The organism is Rhizobium sp. 25PS6 (genome assembly GCF_032464655.1).
GTDB classification, from domain to species: domain Bacteria; phylum Pseudomonadota; class Alphaproteobacteria; order Rhizobiales; family Rhizobiaceae; genus Rhizobium; species Rhizobium laguerreae.
Genome location: NZ_JAWDIV010000014.1, coordinates 119,453 through 138,379, shown reverse-complemented (window position 1 = coordinate 138,379; position 18,927 = coordinate 119,453). Strand labels below are relative to the sequence as shown.

Genomic DNA, 18,927 nt, shown 5'->3' with positions numbered 1-18,927 from the left:
ATCCGTGTGGCATTTCTTCCTCGCAAAGAACATGCTACCCCACCACATCAGTTGGGCAGGCGCGCACGCGCCGATAGGAGGAATTCTTCATGCTGTTCGGCGGCTTCGACATCGTCGTGATCGTGCTGGTCATCTTCGTCATCCTGGTGCTCTTTGCCGGGATCAAGACCGTGCCGCAGGGCTACCGCTATACGATCGAGCGCTTCGGGCGTTATACCCGCACGCTGGAGCCAGGCCTCAACCTCATCACCCCCTTCATCGAGCGCGTCGGCGCCAAGCTGAACGTGATGGAGCAGGTGCTGAACGTGCCGACCCAGGAGGTGATCACCAAGGACAATGCCTCGGTTTCGGCCGATGCCGTCTCCTTCTATCAGGTGCTGAACGCCGCCCAGGCTGCCTATCAGGTCTCCAACCTCGAAAACGCCATCCTCAATCTGACCATGACCAACATCCGCTCGGTCATGGGTTCGATGGATCTCGACGAACTGCTCTCCAACCGCGATGCGATCAACGACCGGCTGCTGCGCGTCGTCGACGAGGCCGTGCATCCCTGGGGCATCAAGGTCACCCGCGTCGAGATCAAGGACATTCAGCCGCCGCGCGACCTGGTCGATGCGATGGCCCGCCAGATGAAGGCCGAGCGCGAGAAACGCGCCCAGGTGCTGGAAGCCGAAGGCTCGCGCAATGCGCAAATCCTCAGAGCCGAAGGCGCCAAGCAATCCGCCATTCTCCAAGCCGAAGGCCAGCGCGAAGCCGCCTTCCGCAATGCTGAAGCCCGCGAACGCCTGGCCGAGGCCGAAGCCAAGGCGACGAAGATGGTCTCTGAAGCGATTGCCGCCGGCGACATTCAGGCGATCAACTATTTCGTCGCCCAGAAATACACCGAGGCGCTCACCTCGATCGGTTCGGCGCCCAATTCCAAGGTCGTGATGATGCCGATGGAAGCCTCTTCCATCCTGAGCTCGCTCGCTGGTATCGGCGCCATTGCCCGCGAGGTCTTCGGCGATGCCGGCAACAGCCCGTCGACGCCGCTGCCGGTACCGCCGCGTCCGCGCCCCACACCGGCGCGCTCGACGCCGCCGATCAATCCGTCGACCCCCAATCCTTTCAATCCCGAGCAGGAGCGCTAAGCCATGCTGGCGAAGATCGTCGCCGAACTCGGTCCGTGGAGCTGGTGGGTCGCGGGCCTCGTGCTGCTCGCCGCGGAAATGATCGTTCCCGGCTTCTTCCTGGTCTGGATCGGCCTTGCCGCCTTGATCGTCGGCGCGCTGTCGCTGCTCTTCTGGGACAGCGCCTTCTGGGTCTGGGAGTTACAGGCGATCCTTTTTGCGCTTCTCGCCGTTGCCACGACCTTCGCCGGCCGCCGGCTGACGCTGCGCAACGCCACAACCGACGAGCCCTTCCTCAATCAGCGCGGCGCCAGCCTCGTCGGCCGCACAGCGACGCTGCACGAACCGATCCGTGAGGGCCGCGGCCGAATCCGACTCGACGATACGCTATGGCAGGTGATGGGACCTGACCTGCCCGTGGGAACGCAGGTGAAGGTGGTTTCGAGCAACGGCCGCGACCTGACGGTGGAACCCGTCTGATCAAACGAGCCTGATCAGGCGACGCCGATCCGCAGCAGGTCGTGGAAATGCACCAGCCCGACCGGCCGGCGGTCGTCGTCGATGACGATCAGCGCGCCGATGTGATGCTGGTTGAGCAGCGCCAGGGCGGCGGTCGCCAGCACTGTCGGCCTCACCGTCTTCGGCGTCCGCGTCATGATGTCGTCGACGGCAAGTTCAGAGAGATTGCGCGTCAGGTTGCGCGCCATGTCGCCTTCGGTGACGATGCCGCAGAGCCGCCCATCCTCATCAAGCACGCCGACGCAGCCGAAGTGCTTGCGCGACAGCACCGTGATCGCCTCCGGCATCGGTGTACCCTTGGCAACGAGCGGCAGCCGCTCGCCGGTGTGCATGACGTCGGCGACATGCATCAGGCTCGCGCCCAGCTTGCCGCCGGGGTGGAAGACGTGGAAATCCGTGGCGGTAAAGCCGCGCGCCTCCAAAAGCGCCACCGCCAGCGCGTCGCCGATTGCAAGCTGCATCAGCGTCGAGGTCGTCGGCGCCAGCCCATTGGGGCAGGCCTCCTGTTCGTTCGGCATCAGAAGGACAATATCGGCGGCAGCCGCGAGCGAGGAACCTTCGCTGCAGGTGATCGCGATCAGCGGAATGGAGAAGCGCCGCGTGAAGGAAATGATGCTCTTGAGCTCGGCGCTCTCGCCGCCTTTGGAAATCGCCAGCACGACGTCGTCGCGCGCGATCATCCCGAGATCGCCGTGATTGGCCTCCGCCGCATGTACGAAAAAGGCGGGCGTCCCGGTTGACGCGAATGTCGCCGCGAGCTTGGCGCCGATATGCCCGCTCTTGCCGACGCCGGTGACGATAACGCGGCCGGAGATGTCGCCGATGACTTCGACGGCCCGTGTGAAAGGACCGGCCAATCCATTGTCAAAAGCCTGTTCGAGCGCTTCAAGACCGCGTCTTTCGGTCTCTATCGTGCGTTTTGCCGATTCGAGCACGCTGTTTTCAACGAGGTTGATCGCTCTTCTGTTCATGAAATTGCGTTAGACCTTTTCACTTTCCAAGTCCACCCCACACGATTTCCGACCCGCACTCTTTCCGATCCCCCACTCTTTCCGAATTGTGAACAGCGCCCGCCGCCGGCAACGAATGGTTAACCACAAGGCTTTACCTTTGGGTAAGAACCGAAAGCATGTCAGGCGCGAATTGCATGGGCCAGCCAAAACAGACGAGCAGTGTGACGCCGCTCCGCGCCATGAGCTGTGCCGTCTCTTTTGCCGTGCTCGGTGGCCTGTTTCTCAGCCAGCCGGCAGCCTTCGCGCAGTCCGCCTCGCCGCAGCCGGCAAACAGCCGCTCCGCCGCCTCTCAGGATAACCGCGCCGCCAACAATGCCGCATCCGCCGCCGGTTTCGATGACGAGACCGGCGATACCGCCACGCCTGCGGCAAACGGCACGGCTGCGAATGCGGAGGATGCCCAGCAGCGGCCCGCCATACCGGATGCGCAAGCCGGCGACGACATTACCGGTTCCATCCTCGACGAAGAGATACGCCGGCTGAACACCCGTGAAGCGTCGGTCGACGAGGCGCTGCCGCGCCGCAGGGCTGCCGAAAGCGCCTCGACGGCAGAAACGCCGGGAATTCCGATCGGCACTTTTGTGCTCCGCCCGAGCGTCACCCAGAGCATCAACACCGAGACCACCAAGGACGGCAATACCAGGCAGCGGCGCGCCTTTCTCGAAACGGATGCGGCAGCGACACTGACTTCCGACTGGGGTCGGCACCAGCTGACCGTTACCTCGGAAGGCGCCTGGCAGAGGAATATCAGCGGCGAGGGCGAGGAGCAGCCTTCCTTTAAAGTCAACGGCGATCTCAGGCTGGATCTTCCCGACGATACGACCGCGCACCTGACCGCTGGTTATAATTTCTACCGTGAGGATACGGACGATCCCGACGCCATCGCCGACGCCGCACAGCAGTCGGACGTGCAGGAATTTTCGGCCGGCGCCTCCGTCCAACGCGATTTTGGCATCCTGCGCGGCACGACGGCACTTGCGCTGACACGCTCGATCTATTCGGACGCTAAACTTTCGAACGGCACGACCGTCTCCCTCAGCGACCGCAATCAGACGACGGGCACGTTGCGTGGCCGTGTCGGCTACGAACTGTCCCCCGCGCTCATCCCCTTCATCGAGGCCAACATCGGCCGCACGGTCTATGACGAAACGCAAGATTCCGCCGGTTACGAGCGTTCCGGCCATAGCTATGGCGCCAAGGCAGGCGTCGAGGTCGATCTCGGCGAAAAGCTGAAGGGTGAAGTCGGTGTCGGCTACGAGATGGCGGATTTCGAAGACAGCCGCCTGTCCTCGATCGATACCGCCACGCTTGATGCGAGCCTGCTCTGGTCGCCGATCCGCGGCACCGATGTCAATCTCGACCTGCAGACAAGCATCCAGCCCTCGACCACGGCAGGCGAAAGCGGCTACGTCTCGCACGCGCTGACGACGACAGTCACCCACCAGCTGCGCGACAACCTGGTCGGGACGATGATCGGCGGGGTCATATGGCGCGATTATCCCACGGACAGCACCATCAACGACGAGCTCGTCTATACCGCCGCGACCGGCCTGACCTGGAACATCAACCGCTATCTCGATCTCACCAGCACGCTCGGCTACGAGCTGACGACGCGCAAGGAAGGCACCGATTCGCAGCAATGGCGCGCCGGCGTCGGTCTCAAGCTGAAACGCTAAGAATGTCGGAAAATAGAGCGCCGCGCATCCGTTAGGACACGCGGCGCTCTATCGCGTTGAGTCTACGACTTATTTCAGGCCGGCCAGCAGTTCCCTGAAGCCGCCTTCGACGGAGGGGCGGATATCGGCGCGTTCGAGGGCGAAGGCGACGTTCGCCAGGATGAAGCCGTCCTTGGCGCCGCAGTCGTAAGTCGCGCCGCGGAAGTGGTAACCGGCGAAATCCTGTTCCTTCAGCAGCTTCAGCATGCCGTCGGTGAGCTGGATCTCGTTTCCGGCGCCGCGCTCCTGGGTTTCGAGGATCTTGAAGATCTCAGGCTGCAGGATATAGCGGCCGTTGATGAAGAAGTTGGAAGGTGCTGTTCCCTTGGCGGGCTTTTCCACCATGCCGGTGATGCGGAAGCCGTCGCCGATCGCCTCGCCGACGCCGACGATGCCGTATTTATGCGCCTGGTCCGGCGCGCATTCCTCGACGGCGATGATATTGCCGCCGCTCTGGGCATAGAGGTCGATCATGCCCTTCATGCAGCCCTTTTCGCCCTTCATGATCATATCGGGCAGCAGCAGTGCGAAGGGTTCGTCGCCGACGATCTCGCGGGCGCACCACACGGCGTGGCCGAGGCCGAGAGGCTCCTGCTGGCGAGTGAAGCTCACCGTGCCGGCCTTCGGCAATTGCTGGGCGAGAAGGGTAATCTCCGCCTTCTTGGCGCGTTCGCGCAGCGTCTGTTCCAGCTCGAAATGAATGTCGAAATAATCTTCGATGACGTGCTTGTTGCGTCCGGTGACGAAGACGAGATGTTCGATCCCGGCTTCGATCGCCTCATCGACGACATATTGAATGATTGGCTTGTCGACGACGGTCAACATTTCCTTCGGAACAGCCTTTGTCGCCGGCAGGAATCGCGTTCCCAACCCGGCAACCGGAAATACTGCTTTACGAACTTTGTTGTGTTGAGCCACACCCGGCCTCCTGCTTCGATCATATCGCTTTGGAAATAGAGCTTTTTAGCTTTAACTAGTATAGAATTGCTACTGTTTTGCAAATGGTGACCGCAGCGGGCCGCCATGGTAAAGAATTTGTTGACTCCGTTCCTGTAGTCTCGGGTGTGGGCGGACGTGATGCCCCGCTGCACCAGAAACTAAAGATGACGGATACGACTGTCGATGACCCAGAATCACAAAAACTCCCTTCGTGGTCTTGCTCTCGCCCTCGTTGTCGCCGTCCAGGTGACACTGGTCCCCGACAACGCGCAAGCTGATTCCCGCTTCCAGAAATGGATCGCGGATTTTTACCAGACTGCCGCTCAGAGTGGCATCAGTAAGGCAACCTATCAAAAGGCCTTTTCCGGGGTGAGCGAGCCCGATCCGACCGTGCTCGAAAAGGCGACCTACCAGCCGGAATTCACCTCGAAGATTTGGGACTATGTCGATAGTCGCGTCAATCCCTATACGGTCAAGATCGGCCGCGAGATGGCCGCCAAGCACGCAAGAACGCTCGCTGCGATCGAGCAGCGCTTCGGCGTCGACAAGACCATACTGCTGGCCATCTGGTCGATGGAATCGAATTACGGCGCGGTCCTCGACAAGGACGACCGGCTGCACTACGTGCCGCGCGCCCTGGCAACGCTTGCCTATGCCGATCCGAGCCGTGCCAAATTCGCCAAGAAACAGCTGGTCGCCGCGCTGAAGATCCTGCAGAACGGCGATGTGCCGGCACGCGAGATGACCGGCTCCTGGGCCGGCGCCATGGGCCACACCCAGTTCATTCCGACAAGCTACCTGCTTTATGCCATCGATGCCGACGGCAACGGCCATCGCGATATCTGGAACTCGATCCCCGACGCGCTGGCGACCTCGGCCAATCTCCTGATGAAGAACGGCTGGGATACCGGCAAGACCTGGGGCTACGAGGTCGTCGTTCCCGCTGCAGTCGCCAAGCAGGCCGGCAAGACCCATACATTGGCCCAATGGTCAGCCCTCGGCCTGACACGCCCGAACGGCAAGGCCTTCCGCGAGAGCGCTACCAAAGCCGTGTTGAAAATGCCGGCCGGGCCCAGTGGCCCGGGCTTCCTGATGACCGCCAACTTCTTCACCATCAAGAACTACAATGCCTCGGATAGCTACGCGCTTGCCGTCGGCCTGCTGGCCGACCAGATCGCCGGCTACGGCGGCATGCAGCAGCGCTGGCCGCGCCCGAACGGCGCACTCGACATCACTGAGAAATTCGAGTTGCAGACGCGTCTCAAGACGCTCGGCTATTACAGTGGCGAGGTCGACGGCAATTTCGGCTCAGGTTCGAAGGCGGCGATATCAGCCGTGCAGTCGCGCATCGGCATGCAGCCCGACGGCGAGCCCTCCTTGCCGCTTCTGAACGCGCTGCGCCGCTAGAACACGACACCGAAAAGTAAGCGCTGATTGGAAGCGGCGGAACCGTGACCTACATAAAGCGGGAGTGGACGCTGGCCTGCCCTGCGTGCAAGATGCCGGCAGATGCGGAACTGCCCATGACGAAGAAAACTGATCGGACCCGTAAAATCCGTTGGCTCGTGCTCGCCTTGGCGGCGGCTTCGCTATGCCTTGGCGTCTCTGCGCCCGTGCATGTCGCCGAAGCCCAGGAGCAGCGCTATCAGCGTAGGTCGATCTTCGATTTCTTCCTTGGCCGGCGCTATCTCGACGACGGCCCGCAAGCCCCTGACGTTCAGCAGCCGAGACGCCAGCAGCGCAAACGCCCGCCGGCGCAGAAAGCCATCGTCAATACCCGTACTGCACCGCCGGTCCGCGCTCCCGTTGAGGAGGAGCCGGCCGTCCAGAAGCTTGGCGACGCCCGAAAGATCCTGATCGTCGGCGATTTCCTGGCCAGCGGCCTCGGCGACGGCCTCACCGCCGCCTTCGAGACCTCGCCGGGTGTCGTCGTCGAAGCCCGCGGCAACGTCTCATCGGGTCTTGTCCGCGACGATTATTACGACTGGCCGGAACAGCTGCCGAAGATGATCGACGAGCTGAAGCCGGCAATGGTCGTCGTCATGATCGGCGCCAACGATCGCCAGCAGATGGTGACCGACACCGCCAAGGAAAAATTCCGCACCGATGGCTGGTTCACCGAATACCGCCACCGCGTGCTTTCCTTCGGCAAGGAGGTCACCGACCGCAAGATCCCGCTGCTCTGGGTCGGTCTTCCCGCCTTCGAATCCGATCAGATGAGGGCCGATGCCGTCCAGATGAACCAGCTCTACCGCAACCAGGTCGAAAGCATCGGTGGTGAATTCGTCGATATCTGGGATGGTTTCGTCGACGAAAACGGCAACTTCATCGTCACCGGTTCGGATGTGAACGGCCAGCAGGTGCGCCTGCGCACCTCCGATGGCATCAACCTGACCCAAGCCGGCCGACGCAAGCTCGCCTTCTATGTGGAAAAACCGGCGCGGCGTCTTCTCGGTACGCAGGCAAGTCCCGATCTGGTCCGCCTCGACTCCAGCAATCTGCCCGGCCTCGGCCTTCCCGCCAATCCGGTCGAACATACCGTGCCGATCAGCCTCTCCGATCCCAATCTCGACGGCGGTGGCGAGCTGCTCGGCGCCAGGCCGCCGCCTGTGGCTTTGACGCGGTCGCCGCGCGACCTCCTCGTCGAGCAGGGCGAAATGACGGCGGCGCCTCCCGGCCGCGTCGATGATTACCGCCTGCCGGTGGCAAAAGCACCGGCCGAAGTCTCGGTCAAGTGAAAAGGCCGCGCGAGGCGGTTCGCCGCTTCGAGAACGTCGCTCCCGCGTCCTGTCAAACACGCGGCGCTATAAAAAAACTCCGCCGGAGGGGCGGAGTTCTTGTCTTCGGAAAGGTGTGCGGCTGACGCTCAGTTCGGCAGGACGGTCGAGCCCATCAGCTCCTCGTCGATGGCGCGCGCCGCTTGGCGGCCTTCACGGATCGCCCAGACCACCAGCGATTGGCCGCGGCGCACATCGCCCGCCGTCCAGAATTTGTCGACCGAAGTCTTGTAGTCGCGATCGTTGGCGACGACGTTGGTCGAGCCGCGTTTGTCGGTGTTGAGCGTCAGCTTGCCGTCGAGCTCCTTCAGTACGCTGCCGGTAAACGGCCCGCGGAAACCGATGGCGATGAAGGCGAGATCGGCCCGGATGACGAATTCCGTGCCTGGAACCGGCCGGCGGCGCTCATCGACCTCGCAGCACTTGACGCCGGTCAGCACACCGTCTTCGCCGACGAATTCAAGTGTGGCCACCTGGAATTCGCGCACGGCGCCCTCGGCCTGCGAGGAAGAGGTGCGCATCTTCGTCGCCCAGAAGGGCCAGACGGCAAGCTTGTCTTCCTTCTCCGGCGGCTGCGGCCGGATGTCGAGCTGGGTGACCTTGACGGCACCCTGGCGGAACGCCGTGCCGACGCAGTCCGAAGCCGTATCGCCACCGCCGACGACGACGATATGTTTGGCGCCGGCAAGGATCGGGTCCGACGGCCAGCCGACGCTGTCGATGTTCTCGCGCCCGACGCGGCGGTTCTGTTGCACGAGATAGGGCATCGCATCATGCACGCCCGCAAGGTCGGTGCCCGGAATGCCCGCCTCGCGCGGCGTCTCGGAGCCGCCGCAGTAAAGCACGGCGTCGTGATCGGCGAGCAGCTGCTCGACTTTGACGTCGACGCCGACATTGACGCCGCAATGGAAGGTGACGCCCTCGCCCTTCATCTGCTCGACGCGGCGGTCGATGAAGTTCTTCTCCATTTTGAAATCGGGAATGCCGTAACGCAGCAGTCCGCCCGGCTTGGTCTCGCGCTCGTAGAGATGCACCTCGTGGCCAGCGCGGCCGAGCTGCTGGGCGGCGGCCATGCCGGCGGGGCCGGAGCCGATGACGGCGACCTTCTTGCCGGTATGGACCGTGGCCGGCTGAGGCCGGATGAAGCCGAGTTCATAGGCCTTGTCGGCGATCGCCTGTTCGACCGTCTTGATGGCCACCGGCGCATCCTCGAGATTCAATGTGCAGGCTTCCTCGCAGGGCGCCGGGCAAACGCGACCGGTAAATTCGGGGAAGTTGTTGGTGGAATGCAGGTTCTGGATCGCCGCTTCCCAGTTATTGTTGTAAACGAGGTCGTTCCAATCGGGAATCTGGTTATGAACAGGGCAGCCGGTCGGGCCGTGGCAATAGGGGATGCCACAGTCCATGCAGCGCGCAGCCTGTTTCTGCACTTCCGGGTCCGACATCGGGATCGTGAACTCGCGGAAATGGCGGATACGATCAGACGCCGGCTGGTACTTCGCCACCTGCCGGTCGATTTCCAGAAACCCTGTTACCTTACCCATATCTTCGTCCCTTACCCTCATGACCGCCTCACCGCAGCCAATCTGTCTATCGTCAGTCCCGGTACCCGGGGCAAGTTGCTTGTCTTGACCGTCATTGGACCATATCCCCTGAAAGACATCCGTGCGATCTGAACAGCTTTCGCCGTCGGCGTGATCGTCACGGGTCATCGAGATATTTTCGTCATCCGTCACCTGCAGTCGTCAGGTGACGGATGTCCGGTGCAATTCATTCCGCGGCGATACCCATCCGGCTGCGCTCCATTTCCTCGAGCGCACGACGGTATTCGACCGGCATGACCTTGCGGAATTTCGGGCGATAGTCGGCCCAGTTGTCGAGGATCTCAGTGGCGCGGGCCGAACCCGTATAATGCAGATGGTTGGAGATCAGCTGGTAAAGGCGCTCCTCGTCATGGCGCGTCATGTCGCCGGAGACGTCGACGCGTCCCTTGTGCATGAGATCACCGCCGTGATGATGCAGCTTCTCCAGCATATCATCCTCCTCGGGCACCGGCTCGAGCTCCACCATTGCCATGTTGCAGCGGCTGGCGAAATCACCGGTTTCATCGAGCACGTAGGCGACACCGCCGGACATGCCGGCCGCGAAGTTGCGGCCCGTGGCGCCGAGCACGACGACGACGCCGCCGGTCATGTATTCGCAGCCATGGTCGCCGACACCCTCGACGATGGCGATCGCGCCCGAATTGCGCACGGCGAAACGTTCGCCCGCCACACCGCGGAAGTAGCATTCGCCCTCGGTCGCACCATAAAGCACAGTGTTGCCGACGATGATCGAGTCCTCGGCCACGATCCTCGAATTCTCCGGCGGCCGGATGATGATCTTGCCGCCCGAAAGGCCCTTGCCGACATAGTCGTTACCGTCGCCGATCAGGTTGAAGGTGACGCCGCGCGCCAGGAAGGCGCCGAAGCTCTGCCCAGCCGTGCCGCGAAGCGTCACGTTGATCGTGTCTTCCTTCAGCCCGCGATGGCGGAAGCGCTTGGCGACCTCGCCGGAAAGCATCGCGCCCACTGACCGGTCGACGTTCTTGATGCCGACCTCGAAGGCGACGGGCGTCTTGGCCGTCAGTGCCGGCTGAGCCTGCTCGATCAGCACGCGGTCGAGAATGTCGTCGATCGGGTGCTTCTGCCGGCTCGTCCAGAAGGTCTCTTCCTTGGGAGCGTCGACCTTGTGGAAGATGCGGCTGAAGTCGAGGCCCTTCGCCTTCCAGTGGTTCAGCATCTCGTCCTTCTCCAGCAGCTCCGAGGCGCCGATGATCTGGTCAAGCCGGGTGAAGCCCAGCGAGGCGAGGATTTCGCGCACTTCGTTGGCGACGAAGAAGAAATAGTTGATGACGTGCTCCGGCGCGCCCTTGAAGCGCTTGCGCAGCACCGGATCCTGAGTCGCCACGCCCACCGGACAGGTGTTGAGATGGCACTTGCGCATCATGATGCAGCCGGCGGCAATCAGCGGCGCGGTGGCAAAGCCGAACTCGTCGGCTCCAAGCAGCGCTCCGATGATAACGTCGCGGCCGGTCTTCAGGCCGCCATCCACCTGCAGGGCGACGCGCGAACGCAAGCCGTTCAGCACCAGCGTCTGCTGGGTCTCGGCAAGGCCGATTTCCCAGGGGCTGCCGGCATGTTTGAGCGAGGTCAGCGGCGACGCACCCGTGCCGCCGTCGAAGCCGGCGACCGTGATATGGTCCGCGCGCGCCTTGGCGACGCCGGCAGCAACCGTGCCGACGCCGACTTCCGAGACCAGCTTGACCGAAACATCGGCAGTCGGGTTGACGTTCTTCAGATCGTAGATCAGCTGCGCCAGATCTTCGATCGAATAGATGTCGTGGTGCGGCGGCGGCGAAATCAGGCCGACACCCGGTGTCGAGTGGCGGGTCTTGGCAACCGTCGCGTCAACCTTGTGACCCGGCAGCTGGCCGCCTTCGCCAGGCTTGGCACCCTGCGCCACCTTGATCTGCAATACGTCGGCATTGACGAGATATTCGGTGGTCACCCCGAAGCGGCCCGACGCGATCTGCTTGATCGCCGAACGTTCCGGGTTCACCGAACCATTGGCCAGCGGTATATAGCGGTCGGATTCTTCGCCGCCCTCGCCGGTGTTCGACTTGCCGCCGATCCGGTTCATGGCGATCGCCAGCGTCGTATGCGCCTCCCTGGAAATCGAGCCGAAGGACATCGCCCCCGTCGAGAACCGCTTGACGATATCGGCCGCCGGCTCGACCTCGTCGATCGATACCGGCTTGCGGCCGAGCGCCTCGGCGCTCTTCATCTTGAAGAGCCCGCGGATCGTGTTCATGCGCAGCGCCGAACTGTTCACCATATCGGCGAATTCGCGGTAGCGGTCCTCGGCATTGCCGCGCACGGCATGCTGAAGGGCTGCAACCGCATCCGGCGTCCACGCATGGCTTTCGCCGCGCATGCGGTAGGCATATTCGCCGCCAATATCGAGTGTCGTGGCAAGAAGCGGATCGGTGCCGAAGGCCGCGTTATGGCGGGCGACGGTTTCTGCGGCGATCGCTTCGAGGCCGACGCCTTCGATCATCGTCGCGGTTCCGAAGAAATACTTGTCGATCAGTTCCGACTGCAGGCCGATCGCATCGAAGATCTGCGCGCCGCAATAGGACTGGTAGGTCGAAATGCCCATCTTCGACATGACCTTGAGGATGCCTTTGCCGACCGCCTTGATGTAACGGTAGACGATTTCGGAAGCATCCACTTCCTTCGGGAATTCGCCTTTGGCATGCATGTCGAGCAGCGTGTCGAAGGCGAGATAGGGGTTGATCGCCTCGGCGCCGTAGCCGGCGAGCAGGCAGAAATGATGGACCTCGCGCGGCTCTCCGGTCTCGACGACGAGACCGACCGAGGTGCGCAGCCCCTTGCGGATCAGATGGTGATGCACGGCAGCTGTGGCGAGCAGTGCGGGAATTGCGATCCGGTCCGGCCCGATCTGGCGGTCGGAGAGCACGATGATGTTGTAGCCGCCCTTGACGGCCGCTTCCGCGCGCTCGCAGAGCCGGTCGAGCATTTCGGGCATGCCTTCGGCGCCACGCTCGATATCATAGGTGAAATCGAGCGTCTTGGTGTCGAAACGGTCTTCCGTGTGGCCGATCGAGCGGATCTTCTCGAGATCGCCATTGGTCAGGATCGGCTGACGAACCTCGAGCCGCTTGGCGTTCGCCGCCCCCTCATGGTCGAGAATGTTCGGCCGCGGCCCGATGAAGGAAACCAGGCTCATGACCAGTTCCTCGCGGATCGGGTCGATCGGCGGGTTGGTCACCTGCGCGAAGTTCTGCTTGAAATAGGTGTAGAGCAGCTTCGGCTTTTCCGACATCGCCGAGATCGGCGTATCCGTGCCCATCGAGCCTATCGCTTCCTGGCCCGTCGTCGCCATCGGCGACATCAGGATGCGTGTATCCTCGAGCGTGTAGCCGAAGGCCTGCTGGCGGTCGAGCAGCGAGACGTCACGGCGCAGCGCCCGCGGCTCCACCGGCTTCAGGTCTTCAAGGATGAGTTGGGTGCGGTTGAGCCAGCTGCGATAGGGATGCGCTGTCGCAAGCTGCGACTTCACCTCGTCGTCGGAGATGATGCGGCCTTCTTCCATATCGATCAGCAGCATCTTGCCCGGCTGCAGGCGCCACTTCTGGATGATCTTCTCCTCCGGGACCGGCAGCACGCCGGCTTCGGACGCCATGATGACGCGGTCGTCATCGGTGACGAGGTAGCGCGCCGGCCGCAGGCCGTTGCGGTCGAGCGTCGCGCCGATCTGCTTGCCGTCGGTGAAGGCGACGGCGGCCGGCCCGTCCCAGGGCTCCATCAGCGCCGCATGATATTCGTAGAAAGCCTTGCGTTCGGCGGCCATCGACTGGTTGCCGGCCCAGGCTTCCGGGATCAGCATCATTACCGCATGCGCCATCGAATAACCGCCGCGCACCAGGAATTCGAGCGCGTTGTCGAAGCAGGCTGTGTCCGACTGCCCCTCGTAGGAGATCGGCCAGAGCTTGGAGATGTCCTCGCCGAACAGCGGCGAGGAGACCGACGCCTGGCGGGCCGCCATCCAGTTGACGTTGCCGCGCAGCGTGTTGATCTCGCCGTTATGGGCGACCATGCGGTAGGGATGCGCGAGCTTCCATGACGGGAAGGTGTTGGTCGAGAAGCGCTGGTGCACCAGGGCGACCGCGCTTTCGAAACGCGGATCCGACAGGTCCTTGTAGTAGACGCCGACCTGATAGGCCAGGAACATGCCCTTATAGACGACCGTCGCCGACGACAGCGATACCGGATAGAAATTGCTCTCCTCGCCGTCGAACTCGTCATAGATGCGGTTGGAGATCACCTTGCGCAGCGTGAACAGCCGGCGCTCGAACTCGTCGTTGTTTTCGGCATCCTCGCCGGCGCCGATGAAGACCTGCACATGATGCGGCTCGGTAGCAGCAATGGCCGGCGCCTTGGAGAGCGAGGAATTGTCGACCGGCACGTCGCGGAAGCCGATGAAGACCTGACCTTCCTCGGTGATAACGTCCTTGATCACCTTCTTGAAGTGCTCGATCTGCTTTTCATCGCGCGGCATGAAGATATGGCCGACGCCATATTCGCCGACCGGCGGCAGGGTGATGCCCTGCTCGGCCATCTCCTCGCGGAAGAAACGGTCGGGGATCTGCACCAGGATGCCGGCGCCGTCACCCATCAGCGGATCGGCGCCGACGGCGCCGCGATGCGTCAGGTTCTCGAGGATGAACAGGCCATCCTTGACGATCTGGTGCGACTTCTGGCCCTTCATATGCGCGACAAAGCCGACGCCGCAGGCATCATGTTCGTTGCGCGGATCGTAGAGGCCCTGTTTCTTCGGCAGGCCGGAGGCGGATTTGGAGATATTGGCCGTCGCGCGCAGCTCTGCAGCAGCAAACCGGTCAACTTCCATGGATGGCGTCTTCGTCATCATCTTTCCTCCTGTCGAAGCCCGCGGGGCCGCGGGCGGCTTTTCGTCCCGCGCCGCAACCCGAAGATAGGTTCGGCGCATGACAGCGCTGTTGCATTGTGAAGATCGGCCGCAGACACCTGCTTTAAAGGAAAGCAAACCGTCGCGTTCCGCGCCTGCCATTCGCCTCCGCGCGCCGCCCCTTGAGGCTTGACGCTCGAAAGAACTATAGCGTGAAAGCCGGTCTGTTCCAGGGCTTTCGGCGCCTCTTCGGTCATAAAGGCCAAAATAGGACAGTAACACTGTCCTAATTCATCAGTTCTATGCCAGAAAGCATTCGGCTCTGCAAGAGCGCCCCGGCAAAAAACGTCAATTTGTGACGGAAGATTGCCTGTGTAGCGGTGATGACGAAATAAAATTACGTCAAGCAGTACTATTTTGTTTATTGATTGCGTAGTTCAATCTCTGTGATGTGTCGCGGGCGACAACCTTGATCCTGTGAAGCTTTGGCGTAATGTCCGCTGCGGACTTTGCCAAGCCCTTACTTTCCCACGGTTTCCCCATGTTCTTTGCTTCCGATAACTGGGCCGGTGCCCACAAATCCATTGCCGAACGTCTGCTGACGGAATCGACCGGTTTTGCCGCGGCCTATGGCGCCGGCGATCTCGACAGGAAGGTCGAGGCGCGTTTTTCCGAGATCTTCGAGCGTGAGGTTTCGATCTTCTTCGTTGCCACCGGCACGGCCGCCAACTCGTTGTCGCTGGCGAGCGTCCAGCGTCCCGGCGGCATCACCTTCTGCCACTCGGAGGCCCATGTGATCGAGGACGAATGCGGCGCGCCGGAATTTTTCTCCGGCTCGGCCCGCCTCGTTGCCGTTGACGGCGAAGCCGGCAAGATCGATCCGGCAAAGCTTTCGGCGAAAATCGCAAGCTTTCCCGAGGACGCCGTCCATCATGGCCGCGCCAGCGCGGTGACCATCACCCAGGCGACCGAGATCGGCACCGTCTATTCCCTGCCGGAGATCGGCGAGATCGCCGCCATATCAAGGAGGCGCAATCTGCCGCTCCACATGGACGGCGCCCGCTTCGCCAACGCCTTGGTCGCACTCGGCGCCACCCCGGCCGAAATGACCTGGAAGCGCGGCGTCGACATGCTGTCCTTCGGCGGCACCAAGAACGGCTGCTGGTGTGCCGAAGCGATGGTCTTCTTCAATCCGGATCAGGCCCGGGAAATGCCGTTCATCCGCAAGCGCGCCGCCCAGCTATTCTCCAAGTCGCGTTTCATCGCCGCCCAGTTCGATGCCTATTTCGAAAACGGTCTCTGGCTCGATCTTGCCCGCCATTCGAACGGCATGGCCGACAGGCTACGCGCCGGCATCGCCACCAGCAACTCCGCCCGCCTCGCCTGGCCGACCGCGTCCAACGAAGTCTTTGCCGTCGTCAGCAAAAGTGCCGCAAATATCGCGGAGGAAAAGGGCGCGAAATTTTACGCATGGCCGATCCCGGCGGCAATGCCCGAACTCGTTTCCGAAAGCGAAACCCTGATCCGCCTCGTCACCAGCTTCGCGACCACGGAAGCGGATGTCGATGGTTTCCTGAAGTGCTTGGCGGCCTGACCCTCCCGAAAGGCCTGCCTCTCCGGCGGCCTTTCGGTGATGGCAAAGCCTCACGCCGACCTCAGTCCCCTCACCTTTTGCAGAATATCCTCCGACAGTGCTGAAACCAGTGTCTGGTCCGCACCCTTACGCGGCACCAGCACGAATTCCACATCCTCCAGCACCGGAAGTCTTCCCGCAGCGATTTCCTTCAGACCTGAGGGCGCCATGCTGCGCGGCTGCACCAGCACGCCCATCCCGGCCCGCGCCGCCGCCGTCAGACCGCTCAGGCTGCCGCAGGTGCAGACGATCCGCCAGGGTACGCCGTTTCGTCCGAGTGCTTCCAGCGCGATCACCCGTGTGACGCTCGGCGGCGGAAAGGCGATCAGCGGCAAAGGGCCGGAGGCAAGCACACGCTCAGGATCGCGCGCCAGCCAGACGAGCGGCTCGCGATAGACGAGTTTTCCGCGCGCATCTCCTAGCCGGCGCTTGGCGAGCACCAGATCGATCTCACCATTGTCCTGCATCTCGTAAAGAACGCCGGACAGCGCCACTGTCAGTTCGAGGTCTACCGAAGGGTGCGAACGAACGAAATCCTCGAGCACCGCCGGCAGCTGGCTGGTGACGAAATCCTCCGACACGCCGAGCCGCAGACTGCCGCGCAGGCTGTTGTTCTTAAACAGCGACTGTACCTGCCCCTCGATCGAAAGCATGGCGCGCGCATGCGACAGCAGCGCCTCGCCATCGCCGGTCAGCATCACCTTATGCGTGTCGCGTGCCAGCAGCCTGCGCCCGAGTGCTGCCTCCAGTCGCTGAATGTGCTGGCTGACTGTCGACTGCCCGAGGCCCAGCCTTTCTGCGGCGAGCGTGAAACTGCCCATCTGTTCGACGGCGACGAAACTGCGCAATTGCGAAAGGTCCAACATGATCCAGCTTCTCGATAACTGTTATTCCTTGCATCCTGGATCATAATGGACGACAGAACAATGACTGTTTTATCAAGCCGCGAGACCGCCATGCGCCGCTTTCTGCCCGATACATTCACCATCCTGCTCGTCTGCACCGTCATCCTCGCCTCGTTGCTGCCGGCAAGCGGTACCTTCGCGGATTATTTCGGCATCGCCACCGACCTTGCCATCGCTCTGCTGTTTTTCCTGCATGGCGCCCGCCTGTCGCGCGACGTGGTCTTATCAGGCCTGCTGCATTGGCGCCTGCATATCGTCATCCTGCTGACGACCTTCGGCATCTTCCCGCTGCTCGGCATGACGCTCGGGCTGATCCCCGACACGATCCTGCCGCAGCCGCTTTATCTCGGCATCCTCTTCCTCTGCGTGCTGCCGTCGACGGTGCAGTCGTCGATCGCCTTTACCTCGATGGCGGGCGGCAACGTGCCCGCCGCTATCTGCTCGGCCTCGGCATCCAACATCTTCGGCATGTTCCTGACGCCGCTGCTCGTCGGCCTGCTGTTTTCCGTCGGCGGCCATGGCGGCTTCTCCTTCGACGCATTAGAGCAGATCCTGCTGCAGCTGCTTGCCCCCTTCATCATCGGCCAGATCCTGCAGCCCTGGATCGGCGACTGGATTCGCGCCAAGAAGAAGATCCTGATGCCTGTCGACCGCGGCTCGATCCTGATGGTCGTCTATCTCGCCTTCAGCACGGCTGTCGTCGAGGGCCTGTGGCACACCTTCTCGATCGCCGATATCGCCGTCGTCATCGTCGCCGACATGGTTCTGCTGGCAATTGTTCTGGTGCTGACGATGTTCGGCAGCCGGTGGCTGGGCTTCAACAAGGCCGATCAGATCACCATCACCTTCTGCGGCTCGAAGAAGAGCCTCGCAAGCGGCGTGCCGATGGCGAACGTCATCTTCGCCGGCCAGTCGATCGGCGCGATCGTGCTGCCGCTGATGCTGTTCCATCAGATCCAGCTGATGGTCTGCGCCGTCATCGCACAGAAATACGCCGCCGCCGCGGCCCGCCGCGCAACGGACAAGGAAATCGACGAGGCAACCAGCCCGGCCTGAGCCCAAATAAAAAACGGCGCCCCATAGGAGCGCCGTCGGTTTTACCCGTAAGGGGGATCAATCAGCCGTTGATGATCTGCGCTTCGATGGCCTTCGGAGCCTCGACCGGTTCTGCGGCAATCGCGATCTTGCGGGGCTTCATGGCCTCGGGAATATTGCGCAGAAGATCGATGTGCAGCAGGCCGTTCTTCAGCGAAGCGGCGGTCACCTCGACATGATCGGCAAGTTGGAAGCGGCGCTCGAAGGCGCGCTTGGCAATGCCTCGGTAGAGGAATTCGCCGCTTTCGGCAGGTTCCTCGTTCTTTTCACCCTTCACGGACAGGACATGGGCATGGGCTTCGATCGAAAGTTCGGTCTCGTCGAAACCGGCAACGGCCATGGTGATGCGATAGGTGTTTTCACCGGTGCGCTCGATATTATAGGGCGGATAGGTTTGCGCCTGCTCCGGCTGGGCAAGGCTGTCGAGCATGGTGAAAAGCCGGTCGAAACCGACGGTCGAACGATAAAGGGGAGAGAAGTCTACGTGACGCATGATGTCCTCCTGTGGAAGCGACGTGTTGCGATGAAATGCCCCTGAGACCCCATCATTGGCGGCCTTGGGACGGTTGCGCAGGCCCTGTTCGGCACCCGCAGAAAGGAAATGGTGATGGGATTCGAGGAGTTCAAGACCTTTTGCAATCGCCTTGATCGGCCCGTGAACCCCGCATGAACGACCGGTTCGGAGCACGTTCAGGCGCATTCGCCTAGGACTTAGGCGTCGGGTGAATCT

The 18,927-nt window shown here is 62.3% G+C and carries 13 protein-coding genes; 7 read left to right on the top strand and 6 right to left on the bottom strand.

All coding sequences use genetic code 11. The annotated features are described in order from the left end of the window. The first annotated feature begins 89 nt into the window (after positions 1 to 89). Together RWK44_RS20915 and RWK44_RS20910 are read left to right on the top strand one after the other, a co-directional pair. Positions 90 to 1,130, top strand: a complete 1,041-nt coding sequence (locus RWK44_RS20915; RefSeq protein WP_221946889.1) for an SPFH domain-containing protein — start codon at positions 90 to 92, stop codon at positions 1,128 to 1,130. Positions 1,131 to 1,133: 3 nt separating this feature from the next. Then, a complete protein-coding gene (locus RWK44_RS20910; protein WP_003542867.1) occupies positions 1,134 to 1,589 on the top strand; it encodes an NfeD family protein in 456 nt (151 codons plus the stop codon). Positions 1,590 to 1,603: 14 nt separating this feature from the next. Here RWK44_RS20910 and RWK44_RS20905 read toward each other — a convergent pair whose 3' ends face one another. Then, positions 1,604 to 2,599, bottom strand: coding sequence for a KpsF/GutQ family sugar-phosphate isomerase (locus RWK44_RS20905; protein ID WP_221946888.1), 996 nt, complete (start codon positions 2,597 to 2,599; stop codon positions 1,604 to 1,606). Between the two features lie 176 nt (positions 2,600 to 2,775). Here RWK44_RS20905 and RWK44_RS20900 point away from each other — a divergent pair, with 176 nt between their 5' ends. Then, positions 2,776 to 4,317, top strand: coding sequence for an outer membrane beta-barrel protein (locus RWK44_RS20900; protein ID WP_221946887.1), 1,542 nt, complete (start codon positions 2,776 to 2,778; stop codon positions 4,315 to 4,317). A gap of 69 nt (positions 4,318 to 4,386) precedes the next feature. On the opposite strand, the gene galU is transcribed toward RWK44_RS20900, so the two are convergent. Next, positions 4,387 to 5,274 carry a UTP--glucose-1-phosphate uridylyltransferase GalU gene (gene galU, locus RWK44_RS20895; RefSeq protein WP_020051610.1) on the bottom strand — a complete coding sequence of 296 codons (888 nt, stop codon included), beginning with the start codon at positions 5,272 to 5,274 and terminating at the stop codon, positions 4,387 to 4,389. Between the two features lie 204 nt (positions 5,275 to 5,478). Between galU and RWK44_RS20890 the strand changes: the two genes are divergently transcribed. Together RWK44_RS20890 and RWK44_RS20885 are read left to right on the top strand one after the other, a co-directional pair. After that, positions 5,479 to 6,702, top strand: a complete 1,224-nt coding sequence (locus tag RWK44_RS20890) for a lytic murein transglycosylase (RefSeq protein WP_316029333.1) — start codon at positions 5,479 to 5,481, stop codon at positions 6,700 to 6,702. Positions 6,703 to 6,794: 92 nt separating this feature from the next. Further along, positions 6,795 to 8,033 carry an SGNH/GDSL hydrolase family protein gene (locus RWK44_RS20885; protein WP_206116734.1) on the top strand — a complete coding sequence of 413 codons (1,239 nt, stop codon included), beginning with the start codon at positions 6,795 to 6,797 and terminating at the stop codon, positions 8,031 to 8,033. A 128-nt stretch (positions 8,034 to 8,161) separates the two neighbouring features. On the opposite strand, the gene RWK44_RS20880 is transcribed toward RWK44_RS20885, so the two are convergent. Both RWK44_RS20880 and gltB read right to left on the bottom strand, forming a co-directional pair. After that, on the bottom strand, positions 8,162 to 9,616 hold the full coding sequence (locus RWK44_RS20880; RefSeq protein WP_062941551.1) for a glutamate synthase subunit beta: 1,455 nt from the start codon (positions 9,614 to 9,616) through the stop codon (positions 8,162 to 8,164). A gap of 226 nt (positions 9,617 to 9,842) precedes the next feature. Beyond that, positions 9,843 to 14,567 carry a glutamate synthase large subunit gene (gene gltB / locus RWK44_RS20875; RefSeq protein ID WP_316029332.1) on the bottom strand — a complete coding sequence of 1,575 codons (4,725 nt, stop codon included), beginning with the start codon at positions 14,565 to 14,567 and terminating at the stop codon, positions 9,843 to 9,845. 538 nt (positions 14,568 to 15,105) lie between these two features. Between gltB and RWK44_RS20870 the strand changes: the two genes are divergently transcribed. Then, the gene (locus RWK44_RS20870) at positions 15,106 to 16,158 is read left to right on the top strand and encodes a threonine aldolase family protein (protein ID WP_316029331.1); all 1,053 of its coding nucleotides are present in this window, start codon (positions 15,106 to 15,108) and stop codon (positions 16,156 to 16,158) included. A 50-nt stretch (positions 16,159 to 16,208) separates the two neighbouring features. Here RWK44_RS20870 and RWK44_RS20865 read toward each other — a convergent pair whose 3' ends face one another. After that, a complete protein-coding gene (locus RWK44_RS20865) occupies positions 16,209 to 17,063 on the bottom strand; it encodes a LysR substrate-binding domain-containing protein (RefSeq protein ID WP_077979508.1) in 855 nt (284 codons plus the stop codon). A 45-nt stretch (positions 17,064 to 17,108) separates the two neighbouring features. Here RWK44_RS20865 and RWK44_RS20860 point away from each other — a divergent pair, with 45 nt between their 5' ends. Then, entirely contained in the window at positions 17,109 to 18,158 is a 1,050-nt protein-coding gene (locus RWK44_RS20860) for a bile acid:sodium symporter family protein (RefSeq protein ID WP_222010901.1), read from the top strand. 61 nt (positions 18,159 to 18,219) lie between these two features. Here RWK44_RS20860 and RWK44_RS20855 read toward each other — a convergent pair whose 3' ends face one another. Beyond that, a complete protein-coding gene (locus tag RWK44_RS20855) occupies positions 18,220 to 18,690 on the bottom strand; it encodes an Hsp20 family protein (RefSeq protein WP_003542878.1) in 471 nt (156 codons plus the stop codon). Positions 18,691 to 18,927 lie beyond the last annotated feature (237 nt).

Coding starts and splice junctions, on each gene's coding strand:
- RWK44_RS20915 (WP_221946889.1), top strand. CDS start 90: ATGCTGTTCGGCGGCTTCGACATCGTCGTGATCGTGCTGGTCATCTTC.
- RWK44_RS20910 (WP_003542867.1), top strand. CDS start 1,134: ATGCTGGCGAAGATCGTCGCCGAACTCGGTCCGTGGAGCTGGTGGGTC.
- RWK44_RS20905 (WP_221946888.1), bottom strand. CDS start 2,599: ATGAACAGAAGAGCGATCAACCTCGTTGAAAACAGCGTGCTCGAATCG.
- RWK44_RS20900 (WP_221946887.1), top strand. CDS start 2,776: ATGGGCCAGCCAAAACAGACGAGCAGTGTGACGCCGCTCCGCGCCATG.
- RWK44_RS20890 (WP_316029333.1), top strand. CDS start 5,479: ATGACCCAGAATCACAAAAACTCCCTTCGTGGTCTTGCTCTCGCCCTC.
- RWK44_RS20885 (WP_206116734.1), top strand. CDS start 6,795: ATGCCGGCAGATGCGGAACTGCCCATGACGAAGAAAACTGATCGGACC.
- RWK44_RS20880 (WP_062941551.1), bottom strand. CDS start 9,616: ATGGGTAAGGTAACAGGGTTTCTGGAAATCGACCGGCAGGTGGCGAAG.
- gltB (WP_316029332.1), bottom strand. CDS start 14,567: ATGATGACGAAGACGCCATCCATGGAAGTTGACCGGTTTGCTGCTGCA.
- RWK44_RS20870 (WP_316029331.1), top strand. CDS start 15,106: ATGTTCTTTGCTTCCGATAACTGGGCCGGTGCCCACAAATCCATTGCC.
- RWK44_RS20865 (WP_077979508.1), bottom strand. CDS start 17,063: ATGTTGGACCTTTCGCAATTGCGCAGTTTCGTCGCCGTCGAACAGATG.
- RWK44_RS20860 (WP_222010901.1), top strand. CDS start 17,109: ATGGACGACAGAACAATGACTGTTTTATCAAGCCGCGAGACCGCCATG.
- RWK44_RS20855 (WP_003542878.1), bottom strand. CDS start 18,690: ATGCGTCACGTAGACTTCTCTCCCCTTTATCGTTCGACCGTCGGTTTC.